General features: G+C 35.0%; 12 protein-coding genes and 22 tRNA genes. 33 read left to right on the top strand and 1 reads right to left on the bottom strand.

Annotated elements, in window-relative coordinates; all coding sequences use genetic code 11:
• The first annotated feature begins 35 nt into the window (after positions 1 to 35).
• The 31 genes from HS848_RS06620 (at position 36) to fumC (ending at position 10,714) form a co-directional block, all read left to right on the top strand.
• Positions 36 to 124, top strand: a tRNA-Leu gene (locus HS848_RS06620).
• Between the two features lie 10 nt (positions 125 to 134).
• Positions 135 to 208: transfer RNA gene (locus tag HS848_RS06615), tRNA-Arg, on the top strand.
• A gap of 8 nt (positions 209 to 216) precedes the next feature.
• A tRNA-Pro gene (locus HS848_RS06610) sits at positions 217 to 290 on the top strand.
• A 26-nt stretch (positions 291 to 316) separates the two neighbouring features.
• A tRNA-Ala gene (locus HS848_RS06605) sits at positions 317 to 392 on the top strand.
• A 25-nt stretch (positions 393 to 417) separates the two neighbouring features.
• Positions 418 to 491 (top strand) — tRNA-Met (locus HS848_RS06600).
• 28 nt (positions 492 to 519) lie between these two features.
• Positions 520 to 593: transfer RNA gene (locus HS848_RS06595), tRNA-Ile, on the top strand.
• A gap of 9 nt (positions 594 to 602) precedes the next feature.
• Positions 603 to 692: transfer RNA gene (locus HS848_RS06590), tRNA-Ser, on the top strand.
• A 5-nt stretch (positions 693 to 697) separates the two neighbouring features.
• Positions 698 to 773, top strand: a tRNA-Asp gene (locus tag HS848_RS06585).
• Between the two features lie 33 nt (positions 774 to 806).
• A tRNA-Ser gene (locus tag HS848_RS06580) sits at positions 807 to 899 on the top strand.
• 11 nt (positions 900 to 910) lie between these two features.
• Positions 911 to 984, top strand: a tRNA-Met gene (locus HS848_RS06575).
• Positions 985 to 997: 13 nt separating this feature from the next.
• Positions 998 to 1,073: transfer RNA gene (locus HS848_RS06570), tRNA-Asp, on the top strand.
• A 13-nt stretch (positions 1,074 to 1,086) separates the two neighbouring features.
• Positions 1,087 to 1,159, top strand: a tRNA-Phe gene (locus HS848_RS06565).
• Between the two features lie 9 nt (positions 1,160 to 1,168).
• Positions 1,169 to 1,244, top strand: a tRNA-Thr gene (locus HS848_RS06560).
• 6 nt (positions 1,245 to 1,250) lie between these two features.
• Positions 1,251 to 1,334 (top strand) — tRNA-Tyr (locus HS848_RS06555).
• An 11-nt stretch (positions 1,335 to 1,345) separates the two neighbouring features.
• A tRNA-Trp gene (locus HS848_RS06550) sits at positions 1,346 to 1,419 on the top strand.
• 2 nt (positions 1,420 to 1,421) lie between these two features.
• Positions 1,422 to 1,494 (top strand) — tRNA-His (locus HS848_RS06545).
• A gap of 14 nt (positions 1,495 to 1,508) precedes the next feature.
• A tRNA-Gln gene (locus HS848_RS06540) sits at positions 1,509 to 1,580 on the top strand.
• A gap of 5 nt (positions 1,581 to 1,585) precedes the next feature.
• Positions 1,586 to 1,659: transfer RNA gene (locus HS848_RS06535), tRNA-Cys, on the top strand.
• A gap of 8 nt (positions 1,660 to 1,667) precedes the next feature.
• Positions 1,668 to 1,742 (top strand) — tRNA-Gly (locus HS848_RS06530).
• A gap of 14 nt (positions 1,743 to 1,756) precedes the next feature.
• Positions 1,757 to 1,831: transfer RNA gene (locus HS848_RS06525), tRNA-Gly, on the top strand.
• A gap of 13 nt (positions 1,832 to 1,844) precedes the next feature.
• Positions 1,845 to 1,919 (top strand) — tRNA-Gly (locus tag HS848_RS06520).
• Between the two features lie 42 nt (positions 1,920 to 1,961).
• Positions 1,962 to 2,045, top strand: a tRNA-Leu gene (locus HS848_RS06515).
• Between the two features lie 298 nt (positions 2,046 to 2,343).
• The gene (locus HS848_RS06510) at positions 2,344 to 3,402 is read left to right on the top strand and encodes a PTS transporter subunit IIC (RefSeq protein WP_198611666.1); all 1,059 of its coding nucleotides are present in this window, start codon (positions 2,344 to 2,346) and stop codon (positions 3,400 to 3,402) included.
• A gap of 240 nt (positions 3,403 to 3,642) precedes the next feature.
• Complete coding sequence (locus HS848_RS06505) at positions 3,643 to 5,097, top strand: ABC transporter substrate-binding protein/permease (protein ID WP_198611665.1); 1,455 nt, start codon at positions 3,643 to 3,645, stop codon at positions 5,095 to 5,097.
• Complete coding sequence (locus HS848_RS06500; RefSeq protein WP_198611664.1) at positions 5,090 to 5,812, top strand: amino acid ABC transporter ATP-binding protein; 723 nt, start codon at positions 5,090 to 5,092, stop codon at positions 5,810 to 5,812. The genes HS848_RS06505 and HS848_RS06500 overlap by 8 nt, the downstream gene beginning before the upstream one ends.
• A 225-nt stretch (positions 5,813 to 6,037) precedes the next feature.
• Complete coding sequence (gene queG, locus HS848_RS06495; RefSeq protein ID WP_198611663.1) at positions 6,038 to 7,165, top strand: tRNA epoxyqueuosine(34) reductase QueG; 1,128 nt, start codon at positions 6,038 to 6,040, stop codon at positions 7,163 to 7,165.
• Complete coding sequence (gene trmL / locus HS848_RS06490; protein WP_198611662.1) at positions 7,166 to 7,636, top strand: tRNA (uridine(34)/cytosine(34)/5-carboxymethylaminomethyluridine(34)-2'-O)-methyltransferase TrmL; 471 nt, start codon at positions 7,166 to 7,168, stop codon at positions 7,634 to 7,636. It begins immediately after the preceding gene.
• A gap of 172 nt (positions 7,637 to 7,808) precedes the next feature.
• Positions 7,809 to 8,408 (top strand): 6-phosphogluconolactonase, encoded by a 600-nt coding sequence (locus tag HS848_RS06485; RefSeq protein WP_107508457.1) that lies wholly within the window; start codon positions 7,809 to 7,811, stop codon positions 8,406 to 8,408.
• A 23-nt stretch (positions 8,409 to 8,431) separates the two neighbouring features.
• Positions 8,432 to 8,611: an SAS053 family DNA gyrase inhibitor gene (locus HS848_RS06480; RefSeq protein ID WP_107508456.1), complete on the top strand. Its 180-nt coding sequence runs from the start codon at positions 8,432 to 8,434 to the stop codon at positions 8,609 to 8,611.
• 107 nt (positions 8,612 to 8,718) lie between these two features.
• The gene (locus HS848_RS06475; protein ID WP_198611661.1) at positions 8,719 to 9,114 is read left to right on the top strand and encodes a hypothetical protein; all 396 of its coding nucleotides are present in this window, start codon (positions 8,719 to 8,721) and stop codon (positions 9,112 to 9,114) included.
• 214 nt (positions 9,115 to 9,328) lie between these two features.
• Complete coding sequence (gene fumC / locus HS848_RS06470; protein WP_198611660.1) at positions 9,329 to 10,714, top strand: class II fumarate hydratase; 1,386 nt, start codon at positions 9,329 to 9,331, stop codon at positions 10,712 to 10,714.
• 182 nt (positions 10,715 to 10,896) lie between these two features.
• Here the strand turns inward: fumC and HS848_RS06465 are convergent, their stop codons facing one another.
• A complete protein-coding gene (locus HS848_RS06465; protein WP_107508453.1) occupies positions 10,897 to 11,721 on the bottom strand; it encodes an RluA family pseudouridine synthase in 825 nt (274 codons plus the stop codon).
• Positions 11,722 to 11,937: 216 nt separating this feature from the next.
• On the opposite strand from HS848_RS06465, the gene HS848_RS06460 reads away from it, so the two are divergent.
• Entirely contained in the window at positions 11,938 to 13,047 is a 1,110-nt protein-coding gene (locus HS848_RS06460; RefSeq protein WP_198611659.1) for a GAF domain-containing sensor histidine kinase, read from the top strand.
• A 24-nt stretch (positions 13,048 to 13,071) separates the two neighbouring features.
• The gene (locus HS848_RS06455; protein WP_198611658.1) at positions 13,072 to 13,695 is read left to right on the top strand and encodes a response regulator; all 624 of its coding nucleotides are present in this window, start codon (positions 13,072 to 13,074) and stop codon (positions 13,693 to 13,695) included.
• The last annotated feature ends 135 nt before the right edge of the window (positions 13,696 to 13,830 follow it).

Raw genomic sequence — 13,830 nt, 5'->3', positions numbered from 1 at the left:
GCGGGTTCGAATCCCGTCTTCCGCTCCATTATTTTGCCGGGGTGGCGGAACTGGCAGACGCACAGGACTTAAAATCCTGCGGTGAGAGATCACCGTACCGGTTCGATTCCGGTCCTCGGCACCATTTATATTTTGCGCCCGTAGCTCAATTGGATAGAGCGTTTGACTACGGATCAAGAGGTTATGGGTTCGACTCCTATCGGGCGCGTTCTCTTACGGGAAGTAGCTCAGCTTGGTAGAGCACTTGGTTTGGGACCAAGGGGTCGCAGGTTCGAATCCTGTCTTCCCGATAGGAACTTTTAAATAATTTAAATATGGGGGCTTAGCTCAGCTGGGAGAGCGCCTGCTTTGCACGCAGGAGGTCAGCGGTTCGATCCCGCTAGTCTCCACCATATTCAAATTTACAAACTACATAATGGCGGTGTAGCTCAGCTGGCTAGAGCGTACGGTTCATACCCGTGAGGTCGGGGGTTCGATCCCCTCCACCGCCACTAATTATTAGTTGTAGAATTATAATTTGGACCTTTAGCTCAGTTGGTTAGAGCTAACGGCTCATAACCGTTCGGTCGCAGGTTCGAGTCCTGCAAGGTCCATATAATTTTGGAGGAATACCCAAGTCCGGCTGAAGGGATCGGTCTTGAAAACCGACAGGGGCTTAACGGCCCGCGGGGGTTCGAATCCCTCTTCCTCCGTATTTGGTCTCGTAGTGTAGCGGTTAACACGCCTGCCTGTCACGCAGGAGATCGCGGGTTTGATTCCCGTCGAGACCGCCATCTAATAATTAAATAGCATTTCTTTTAATAAGTGGAGGAATACCCAAGTCCGGCTGAAGGGATCGGTCTTGAAAACCGACAGGGCCTTAACGGGCCGCGGGGGTTCGAATCCCTCTTCCTCCGCCATTTATTATTATCGCGGGATGGAGCAGTTCGGTAGCTCGTCGGGCTCATAACCCGAAGGTCGGTGGTTCAAATCCGCCTCCCGCAATTATTATTTTTTAGGTCTCGTAGTGTAGCGGTTAACACGCCTGCCTGTCACGCAGGAGATCGCGGGTTCGATTCCCGTCGAGACCGCCATTACTTTTATTATGGTTCAGTAGCTCAGTTGGTAGAGCAATGGATTGAAGCTCCATGTGTCGGCAGTTCGACTCTGTCCTGAACCATTTCATGTTGCCGGCCTAGCTCAATTGGTAGAGCAACTGACTTGTAATCAGTAGGTTGGGGGTTCAAGTCCTCTGGCCGGCACCATCTCACGGAGGGGTAGCGAAGTGGCTAAACGCGGCGGACTGTAAATCCGCTCCTTCGGGTTCGGCAGTTCGAATCTGCCCCCCTCCACCATCTATTTTTATAGGGACATAGTTCAACGGTAGAATAGAGGTCTCCAAAACCTTTGATGTGGGTTCGATTCCTACTGTCCCTGCCATGGCGGTTGTGGCGAAGTGGTTAACGCATCGGATTGTGGTTCCGACACTCGAGGGTTCGATTCCCTTCAACCGCCCTTAATTTTATTAATGGGCTATAGCCAAGCGGTAAGGCAACGGACTTTGACTCCGTCACGCGCTGGTTCGAATCCAGCTAGCCCAGTTATTGGCGGCATAGCCAAGTGGTAAGGCAGAGGTCTGCAAAACCTTTATCACCGGTTCAAATCCGGTTGCCGCCTCCAAGTACTATGCGGGAGTAGTTCAACTTTTAGAACACATTCCTTCCCGGAATGAGGTATAGGTGTAAGTCCTATCTTCCGCTCCATAATTTTAATACATGCGGGAGTATTTCAACTCTTAGAATACATTCCTTCCCGGAATGAGATATAGGTGCAAATCCTATCTTCCGCTCCATAATTTAATACATGCGGGAGTAGTTTAACTCTTAAAACACGTTCCTTCCCGGAACGAGATATAGGTGTAAGTCCTATCTTCCGCTCCATATTTTGCTTCCAAGTGGAAGTTTTTTATTTATCTAGATTGAGCCGGCGTGGCGGAATTGGCAGACGCGCGGGACTCAAAATCCCGTTCCTTTATTGGAGTGTCGGTTCGATCCCGACCGCCGGTATACGAATAAATGTAAGAGTAAGAATGTTGTTAATTCAATTTTCTTACTCTTTTTTTGGCTCTCTGTCAAATCGGTCTGATAGACTCTAATTTAGATATAACCGATTGTAAAGGTGTTAGAAGTAATATTAAATAATCGATTATCGGTAAAATAGTTAACTAATTTAAATTTAAATTGCTAGATAAAATTACAAATTTTTGACGCAAACTTTAAAATTTAATAAAAAGTATTCATTTTATATTGTTTATAACAAAATAATATACTAATATAAAGCTAATGTTTAAAAACGGAGGCTACTATGACTAAACAACGTATGAATTTAAAATATTTTTTTAGTAATATCCTTAATGCTGTTGGCGCAGGCGTGGTTATAGCATTACTACCTAATGCATTGTTAGGTGAGTTCTTGAAACTGTTTATGCATAATCACCATACTTTAGAGCTTATTTATCAGCTTGTTACAATTATTCAATCATTTATGGCGTTTATTATCGGTGTTTTAGCTGCGCATCAATTAAAATTTAATGGTGCTGGCGCTTGTATGGTTGGGGTATCAGCTATGTTAGGTTCTGGAGCAATTCAAGTCACTTCAAATGGAATTATGTTGAAGGGCATAGGGGATATAATCAATGCTATTTTGGTAGTAATTATTGCGTGCGCATTGTACATCATGTTGCAAGGTAAACTTGGCTCATTAGAAATGATTATTTTGCCAGTTTTAATTCCTGTGGTCAGTGGATTAATTGGCTTATTAATATTACCTTACGTACAAACTATTACTAAAGCGTTAGGACATATGATTAACTCATTTACGGAACTTAATCCGTTGCTTATGTCTATACTAATTAGTGTAGCATTCTCACTCTTAATGGTTACACCAATATCTCTAGTTGCCATAGCTACTGCTATAAGTCTGACTGGACTAGGTAGTGGTGCTGCCAATATGGGTATTGTTGCAGCGTGTGTTACATTTATCTTTGGATCACTTCGAGTTAATTCTTTAGGAGTAAATATCGTGTTACTAATTGGAGCAGCGAAAATGATGATACCTGTATACTTAAAGCATTTAATCATTGCCGTACCGTTAACTTTAAATGGTATCGTGTCTGGTATATTGACGTATGTTATTGGCATTAAAGGTACACCGCTATCTGCAGGTTTTGGTTATACGGGATTGGTTGGTCCAATTAATGCATTTAATAGAATGCCTGGAGACGCTACCATGAATATTGTATTACTATTATTCGGCTATTTAATTATTCCATTTGTTAGTGCATTTATTATACATGAAATATGCAAAAAATTTGTACCAACTTATAGTGATGAAATTTATAGATTTGAGATTCCAAAACAATAATAGCTTATTAAAAAACTGGGTCATTAATATAAAATGGCTCAGTTTTTTTATTATGCAGTAGGTGACTAAATGCTTTTACCCTTAAACTACACTTTTACATTTTTTAATTGACTTGCTAAGGTGGGATAACGAAATCTTTGAAATAATAATAGATTTCTGTTCCGCTCTTTTTTAAAATTGTTATTGCATATTAATACACTTAATTGTATAATAATGAACTATAAAAAAGGAGGTTGCTATATGAAATATTTTTCAAAATTAGTAGTCATAGCAATCTTAATTAGTATGACCTTGATATATATACAACCAATGGCTCAGGCTGATGAAGATGCAACATGGAAAAGAATCAAGGAAAGTGGAGAATTAAAAGTAGGTTTATCTGCTGATTATGCACCGCTTGAATTTGAAAAAACAGTTAATGGTAAGAGTGAATACGAAGGAGTCGATATTGAACTAGCTAAGAAAATTGCTAAAGATAATGATGTGAAACTTAAGATAGTAAATATGCAATTTGATAGTTTATTAGGGGCGCTTAAGACAGGGAAAATTGATTTGATTATTTCAGGTATGACATCAACACCAGAAAGAAAAAAAGAAGTTGATTTTTCTGAGCCTTATATGGAAACAAGTAACACACTATTAATAAGAAAAGTTGATTTAGACAAATACCATGACTTAAAAGACTTTTCAAAGAAAAAAATAGGTGCTCAAAAGGGAACTGAACAAGAAAAGATAGCTCAAACAGAAATTGATAAAGCTGAAGTGAGTTCTTTAGATCGTTTGCCAGATGCTATTCTCGCGTTAAAAAGTAAAAAGATCGATGGTCTAGTTATCGAAAAACCAGTAGCTGAAGCATATATTAAACAAAATAAAGAACTTACATTTGCAAAGGTTTCTTTTAACGAAGCAAAGAAACCTACAGTCATCGCAGTACCGAAACAATCACCGATGTTATTAGAACGTGTTAACAAAACGATTAGTGATGTTAAAGATAAAAATTTAATCAATAGTTATATGGATAAAGCCTCTAAAGCTATGGTAGATGATGGTAATTTTTATCAAAAATATGGAACGTTCTTTATAAAGGGACTAAAAAATACAATACTTATCTCATTTATCGGCGTAATTTGTGGAGCAATCATCGGTGCACTTATTGCTTTAGCGAAGTTAAGTAAGTTTAAAGTTATTTCGTGGTTAGCTTCAATATATATAGAATTTCTTAGAGGAACACCAATGCTAGTGCAAGTATTTCTTGTATTCTTCGGTACTACAGCATTGCTCGGATTAGATGTTTCAGCTCTAGTTTGTGGAACTATTGCTTTAGTGATTAACTCTTCCGCATATATTGCTGAAATTATTAGAGCTGGTATTAATGCTGTAGACAAGGGACAAACCGAAGCTGCGCAATGTCTGGGATTAAATTACTCTAAAACAATGATTCATATTATTTTACCTCAAGCAATTAAAAATATACTACCTGCGCTTGGTAATGAATTCGTAACGTTAATTAAAGAGTCATCAATCGTTTCTACAATTGGTGTGAGCGAAATAATGTTCAATGCTCAGGTAGTGCAAGGTATCTCATTTGATCCTTTCACACCACTTATGATAGCTGCAGTCATGTACTTTGTCCTAACATTCTCTTTATCGAGAGTAATGAATTTAATTGAGGGGAGAATGAAAGCCAGTGATTAAAGTTCAAAATTTAAATAAGTCGTTCGGTAAAAATGAAGTATTAAAAAATATTGATTTAGAAATAAATAAAGGTGAAGTTGTAGCTATTATTGGTCCTTCTGGAAGTGGGAAAAGTACTTTGTTGCGCTGTATGAATTTACTTGAAACACCAACTAGTGGAAAAGTGATATTTGAAGGAAAAGATTTAATGCATAATAAAAGTAGCTTAAATATTTTACGCCAAAAAATGGGCATGGTATTTCAAAACTTCAACCTATTTCCTCATAAGACGGTATTAGATAACGTTATTTTAGCGCCTAAATTACTTAATAAGAATAAGTTGGAAAACTTGAAAATCGAAGGTCAGAAATTGTTGGAAAAAGTAGGGCTTGGAGATAAAATATCGTCGTATCCATCTCAATTATCTGGAGGTCAAAAACAAAGAGTGGCTATTGCTAGAGCATTGGCAATGCATCCAGACGTCATATTATTTGATGAGCCAACTTCTGCATTAGATCCTGAAGTTGTTTACGAAGTATTACAAGTAATGAAAGATTTAGCGAAAGAAGGCATGACCATGGTGATTGTAACACACGAAATGGGCTTTGCCAGAGATGTGAGTGATAAAGTAATCTTCATGGTGGATGGAGAAATTGTAGAAAGTGGAGAACCACAACAAATTTTTAATACGCCGACACATCAAAGAACTCAAAACTTTCTTGAAAGAGTTTTATAATCAGCTAATATGAATATAAATGTTAATTAATCCTAACGAAGCGGAATCATGAAATATTGGATGTATTTAAAAGTCTGCTTCGTTACCTAACATAGTAAGTAGGACAAAGAATTTATAGCAATGGCAATTAAATCTTTGTCCTGCTTTTTTATGAAATTTTTTAAATATATGTATTCCTGTTTATGTTAAAATATCCTATGTATATTTTTATAGGAGGCAAAGTAATTGGATTATAAAGAGTTGAAAAGTGAAATCATCGACTTTGCACATTCAATAGGGATAGATAGTATTGGTTTTACAACTGCAGATCCTTTTGATGAACTTAAGCAAAAGTTAGAAGATTATCATTCAAAAGGCTATGCCTCTGGTTTTGAAGAATCTGATATTGCATTACGTACGGAGCCTAAATTAAGTTTACCGACTGCACGTTCAATTATAGCTATTGCAGTCGGTTATCCTAATAAACTTAAAGGCGCACCTAAGAGCGTTAGAGGAGACCGACGAGGTATGTTTGCTCGTGCTTCATGGGGACAAGATTATCACACTATCATGCGAAAAAGACTTGATAAACTAGCGGAATTTATCCAAACAAATGTTCCTGATGTTGAGATTCAAAGTATGGTAGATACAGGGGTATTATCTGATCGAGCTGTAGCCGAAAGAGCTGGACTTGGCTTTGCCGGGCGCAATGGCTTTATCATAAATCCAGATTTAGGGACATGGACCTATTTAGGAGAAATGTTAGTCAGTATCCCATTTGAACCCGACGATCCAATTTTAGATAGCTGTGGAGACTGTACAATTTGCGTAGATAGATGTCCAACAGGTGCGTTAGTAGGAAATGGACAACTCAATGCTCAAAAATGTATTAGTTTTTTAACTCAGACAAAAGGCTATTTACAAGATGAATATCGCTATAAAATTGGGAATCGATTATACGGCTGTGATACATGCCAACAAGTCTGTCCTAAAAATAGAGGTATTAACACCGTTCATGATGATATCGTGTTAGAACCTGAAATTCTTAAACCTCGTCTTGTACCTTTACTACAAATGAGTAATAAAGAATTTAAAAATACTTATGGCTATCTTGCTGGGGCGTGGAGAGGTAAAAAGCCTATTCAACGAAATGCTATAATAGCATTAGCACATTTTAATGAAGAAACTGCAATTCCCGAATTAAAAGAGGTAGCTTTAAATGATCCGCGTCCAATGATTAGAGGTACTGCTTATTGGGCTATTGGTCAGATTCTTGGCGAAGAAGCACGTAGCTTTATTGAAGAACATTATGATAATGAACTCGAAGAAGTTCAACAAGAAATGACAAAAGGACTAGAAATGAGGAAACCATAAATGACTAACCATATTGTATTATTTCAACCTGAAATCCCTGCAAATACTGGGAATATAGCACGTACGTGTGCTGGAACAAATACACATTTACACTTAATCAAACCATTAGGGTTTAGTACAGATGATAAAATGTTGAAACGTGCAGGTTTAGATTACTGGGAACATGTAAATATTACTTATCATGAAAGTATCGAAGAATTTTTTGAAGCTACTGGTGGTGAATATTATTTACTTACTAAATTTGGTAAACAGACTTATAGTGATTTCGATTTTTCACAACTCGAGACTGAGCATTATTTTATCTTTGGTAGAGAGACGACAGGCTTACCTGATTGGGTTAAAGAGAAATATGCAGACACGGCTTTAAGAATCCCAATGAGTGATAAAATTAGATCATTAAATATATCTAATACGGCCGCACTATTAATTTATGAAGCGTTACGTCAACAGAATTTTCCTGGATTATCTTAAGCAAAAGTGATTAAGAAGAATTATTAAATGCAACTGAACACTAAAAAATGTTATATTAATGAGTGATTTAATATACCCTGTTAAATGGTTTGAATTAATGTGTAGTAGGGTAAGTTAACTTATAATACGACAATTATTAAAATATTGATGAAGTAAGAGGAGTGTAATGACAATGGCAATGAACTTTAAAGTATTTAATGATGTTGAACATGTAGCTAAATTCACTGCAGATATCATTAGAAAACAATTTAACAACAATCCAACTACTATTGCTGGAATTCATTTAACTAAGGATGCAGCTCCAGTATTAGATGAATTAAAAAAAGATGTTGATAGAAATGCTGTAGATTTCAGTCAAATCAATATCTTAGATTATGATGATAATCGTTCATATTATGAAACATTAGGCGTACCTGCTAGCCAAGTATATCCTATTAATTTAGACGACGATGCTGAATCATTAATCGACGATAAAATGAAAACTAAAGAAAATAAAGGCAAACTTATTTTACAAGTTACGTCTATTGATGAATCTGGTAGCTTAAATGTAAATGTAAGACAAGGTCTTTTAAAAGCACGTGAAGTTGTATTAGTAGTTACTGGTGCTAATAAAAAAGAAGTTATTAAAAAATTATATGAAGAAAATGGTAAATCAAACTTTGAACCAGCTGACTTGAAAACACATCGCATGGTAACTGTAGTGTTAGACAGAGCAGCAGCTGAAGGTCTTCCTGAAGATGTCAAAGAATATTTCACAGCTGAATTTGCATAAATTTAAATTGTGGGGTCTAATTTATGACTGAAAATAAAGAATCTAAACTATATTATAGTGAAGAAGAAAATGCTATGGTTGAGGACTTAGATGATTTAAAAGAGTTAGGTAAAGAAATGGAACAAATTTCTGAGAAAAATGATGAAGAAAAATTGAATCAATCGCATGATTCAGAGGTTCGTTCTGATTTAAGCGACAACTAAATAAATGTTGTTCATTGTGCTTCATATTGACGCTTTGTATAAGGTTAATATGGAGTGCTTTTTTATGCTAAAATGTAACTTAATGAAATCACTAAGGAGATAAAATAATGTTACATAAATATTGGTTGCATTTAACTATTGCTACTATCATTATAAGTTTGTTATCAATTAAAGGCTTTCCAATTGCACTAGGAGCTTTTTATTTGCCACTGTTATTTAAAATCGTACAGTTACAATTAAATTTATCTAAAGGATTGATTGATGATATCAATGCGCGTCCTTTTATTAAAAGTAATCAAACAGGAATCATTATTAGTGTGTTATGTTGTCTACTAGTTACTGGAATTTTGATTTATACATTAAATGATTTTTATCAAGGCTTAACAGGCATTTTAGGCTATTTAGTAATGCTTAGTCCGTTTACATTGATTATAAGTGTTGTTTTATATGTTTTAAGTGCCTTTGCCGTTGTACAGGCTGTTAAAGTTAAATTTATTAAATAATAAACTAAAGCTAGGAGCGTGACTGAAATCTATTGTAGTTCAATGATTTCATTGTCTCGCTTCTATTTTTAAATGAAAAATGAACCACGCCTTAAAATTCAACTATTGATTGAACTAGCTAAATATATTTGTAAACGCTTTAATTGTGCGTTGCTCCTCTAATTTAAATAATGCTATACTATTGGTAAATAAGTGAATAAGGGGAGATTATCGTATGTCAGTAAGAATTGAACACGATACTTTTGGAGAGATTGAAGTACCTGGAGATAAATATTGGGGTGCTCAAACTGAAAGAAGTAAACGTAACTTTCCAGTAGGTAAAGAACGTATGCCAATTGAAGTAGTTTATGGTTTTGCTCAGTTGAAAAGAGGGGCTGCTTTAGCTAACCATGAGCTTGGCAAATTAAGCGATGCTAAAAAAGATGCAATTGTCCATGCTTGTGATTTAATCTTAAAAGGCGAGTTAGATGAGCATTTTCCATTAGTCGTTTGGCAAACTGGAAGCGGTACACAAAGTAATATGAACGTCAATGAAGTAGTTAGTTATGTAGCAAATGAATATTTAAAAGAGAATAATAGTGATGAAACAATTCATCCTAATGATGATGTGAATAAATCTCAAAGTTCTAATGATACATTCCCAACTGCAATGCATGTGGCTTTATATCATGAGGTTGAAACTAAATTAGAACCTGCGTTAAAACATTTACGTGATACTTTTAAAGAAAAAGAAGACCAATATCAATCAATTATTAAAATAGGACGTACGCATTTACAAGATGCTACACCGATTAAATTAGGCCAAGAAATCAGTGGTTGGCGTTATATGTTAGATAAATGTGAAGAATTATTATCTGAATCTAAGAAACATATTCTAAATTTAGCTATTGGTGGTACGGCAGTAGGTACTGGTATTAATGCACATCCAGAATTTGGCGATAAAGTAGCTAAATTTATTTCAGATAATACAGGTTATTCATTTGTATCATCTGAGAATAAATTCCACGCATTGACTTCACATGACGAAGTAGTGCAATTACATGGCACATTGAAAGCACTAGCTGCCGATTTAATGAAGATTGCGAATGATATTAGATGGTTAGCGTCAGGTCCTAGAGCAGGTCTTGCTGAAATTTCTATACCTGAAAATGAGCCAGGATCTTCAATCATGCCAGGTAAAGTTAACCCAACACAATGTGAAATGCTAACAATGGTGGCTGTGCAAGTAATGGGTAATGACACGACTGTAGGTATTGCAAGCTCACAAGGTAACTTTGAGTTGAATGTATTTAAACCAATTATTTTGCATAATACATTACAATCAATTTACTTATTAGCAGATGGTATGGAAACATTTAACAATAACTGTGCAGCAGGTATCGAACCAATTGAAGAAAACATCAATAATTACTTAAATCAATCACTTATGTTAGTAACAGCATTAAATCCACACATTGGTTATGAAAAAGCAGCTCAAATTGCTAAAAAAGCACATAAAGAAGGCTTAACATTAAAAGAATCTGCAATTGAGTCTGGTTATGTTACTGAAGAACAATTTGAAGAATGGATTAAACCAGAAGATATGGTTGACCCACACTAATTTTTTCAAATATAAGCAAGAGTTTGGAGTATTATTCAAAAATAGAGGCGTAGGAGAGATTCAGTTATATGAATTCTCTCTACGCCTTATTCTATTATTTGATTTCATATTTACAAGGGGAAGCGAGACCGCAAATCGAATGCAATTACATAAGAATTGCTTATCTCATACTATATTCTATATTACTCATCATCTAAGCTAACAGAAATTAATTCTTGTGTAAGAGGATGCGTAAATTCAATTTTATAACTATTTAATTCTAATTGACGTAATGTTGAGTCGCCGTACAATGGATCTCCGAGAACAGGATGTCCGATTTCAGCTAAGTGTACACGAATTTGGTGTGTACGACCAGTATCTAATTTAATGTCTAATTGACATACGCCTTCTTTAATCATTTTTGAAGATAAAATATGAGTGACTGCACGTTGACCAGTGTTAGAAATTCGGCGTTTGTTAGGATGGAATTTGTCTTTACCAATAGGTTTATCAATTGTTTGAGGTTTAATTGGTAATAACGCTTTTACGTTCGCTTTATATATTCTGTTAATTTCATTTTCTTCTAACATACGGTCTAATATTTTCTTCATTAATGGATTCTTTGCGATAATAAGTAAGCCGACTGTCTCTTGGTCAAGACGGTGAATAGGTTCTGCATAGTCACTATTTATCGTATAAATCACATGGTTCATTAATGTATTACTTTCTTTTAAATCATTTGGATGTGTTTTCACACCTTTAGGTTTCATCACAATGGCTAAATCATCATCTTCATAACTAATTTGGGCATAGCGATAACTTGGTAAGTAGTTACTTTTCTCTGTAGGCGTAGGGATATAAACCTCGTCACCTGTCACTACTTTATCTGTAAGTTTAGCCGGTTGGTGATTGATAGTGATATCTTTAGACATATTAAGTTGATGCAAATCTTTTTTAGGTAATTTTAAACTTTGGAAAATTTCTCTCAAAGTAAAATTATTAAAGTTTTTAGGTATATTAAAATTCATAAAGTCCTCCTATTAAGTACGTATTTATCATATCATATCTTTTGAAATTTGATAGATGATAATGAGCTTGATATACAGTAATGAATTTCAAAATACATACATGTTAAACTTTTAGAAGGTTGAAAATATGGTGCGAATTGATAAATAATTTTAAAAAATAACAACACACTGTATAATAATACTATTGCGAAATTAGTATAATATTGGAGCGATTGAATGGAAAAACCTACACGCTTAGCGTTATTAAAAGAAATTGCAGAATATCTCAATGAAGAAACTGAATTATATAGTATGATGCAAGGCGCAGTGAAATATTTAATAAACGGAAGCAACTTTACGACTGGTTGGATCTTTTTTATAAACGATGTAGGTGAGCATGAATTGGTCGTAGATGTACAACTTCCTGGAGCTTTGCGTAAAAATAATTGCAATTATATGAAAGAAGGTTCGTGCTGGTGTGTTAGTGCTTATCACAATGAACGATTGACTAAAGCTTCTAATATTATAAATTGCTCACGTATAAATTTAGCAAATCAAGCGCATCAAGAGGAGACAGATGGTATTACTCATCATGCCACCGTCCCATTACGCTCTGGGGATGAACAGTATGGTTTGCTTAATGTAGCGACGCCCTATACCTCTCATTATAGTGAAGAAGACCTTGAATTATTAGAGTCTGTAGCGTTACAAATTGGGTCAGCTATTAAACGAATTTATTTAACTGATCAAGAAAAAGAAGCGGCGCGTATAAATGAACGTAATCGTTTAGCTAGAGATTTACACGACTCAGTAAATCAAATGTTATTTTCGTTAAAATTAACGGCGCATGCAGCACATGATATCACGTCTGATGACATGGCTAAGAAAGCTTTTAAAACGATTGAGGATACGAGTCAAAGTGCCGTAAATGAAATGCGATCGCTTATATGGCAACTAAAGCCAGCCGGATTGGAATATGGCTTAGTACAAGCCCTTAAAAAATATGCCCAAGTCCTTCAATTGAACTTAAATATTGAAGTTGAGGGGTTAATTAATCTATCTATTGTTATTGAAGAACATATTTATAGAATACTTCAAGAAGCGATGAATAATACTAAAAAGCACGCGGAGACACAACATATATATGTAAATTTAAAACAAACAACTGATAAATTATGCATAGATGTAACGGATAATGGAGTGGGATTTGAAATCAACAAATCAAATAGTACTGAATCGCAAGGTTTAAAAAATATAAGTCAGCGTATACGCCTTTTGAACGGGCAACTACATATAGATTCAGTGCCTCATAAAGGAACAAAAATTTCGATGCAAATACCACTTTAATAATATTGAAAGGGGAAAGAACAGTTGGCAAAAGTCATTTTAATTGATGACCATCATATTGTGAGACAAGGTTTAGAATTCTTGATATCCACTGTCGATGAATTAGAAGTACAAGCTAGTTTTGCAAATGGTGAGTCTTTCATTAAGTATTTAGAAGAGAATTCAGCACCAGATATTATATTATTAGATTTAGTAATGCCAGAAATGAATGGCATTGAAGTGACCGAATACATAAAGAAACACTATCCTGAGATTAAAGTTTTAGTTCTAACAAGTTACGTAGATGATGAACATGTCATTTCAGCAATCAATAAAGGCGCAGATGGTTATGAAATGAAAGACGTTGAACCACAAAAGCTTATCACTACTATTTTAGATGTGTTAAATAATAAGCAAGTTATTCATCCAGAAGCTAAAAGTGTGATGGAAACTATGTCTCAGAAACCACACTATAATCATAAACTCTCTAAACGTGAATTAGATGTACTCAGTGAAATGGTAAAAGGTAAAACAAATAAAGAAATTGCTAATGCGTTATATGTTTCTGAAAAGACGATTAAAACACATGTGAGTCACATTTTTAATAAGCTAGAAGTAACCGATCGTACTCAAGCTGCTATTTATGCGATAGAGAATAAACTAATTTAAGTTTACAATTAAGTGTAATAGGGAAATTTCATTGAAATAATCACATTTTATAATACTTAACTTGTTTAAAAAAACTGTATTATATAACTAATTTAATTATTTTGATAATTTCGGCTTTAATAAAATTGTGTATAA

Origin of the sequence: Staphylococcus caledonicus, from assembly GCF_016238465.1 — a bacterium.
Classification (GTDB): domain Bacteria; phylum Bacillota; class Bacilli; order Staphylococcales; family Staphylococcaceae; genus Staphylococcus; species Staphylococcus caledonicus.
The sequence above is the reverse complement of the archived record's forward strand: the minus strand, read 5'-3'. Positions and strand labels throughout refer to the sequence as shown.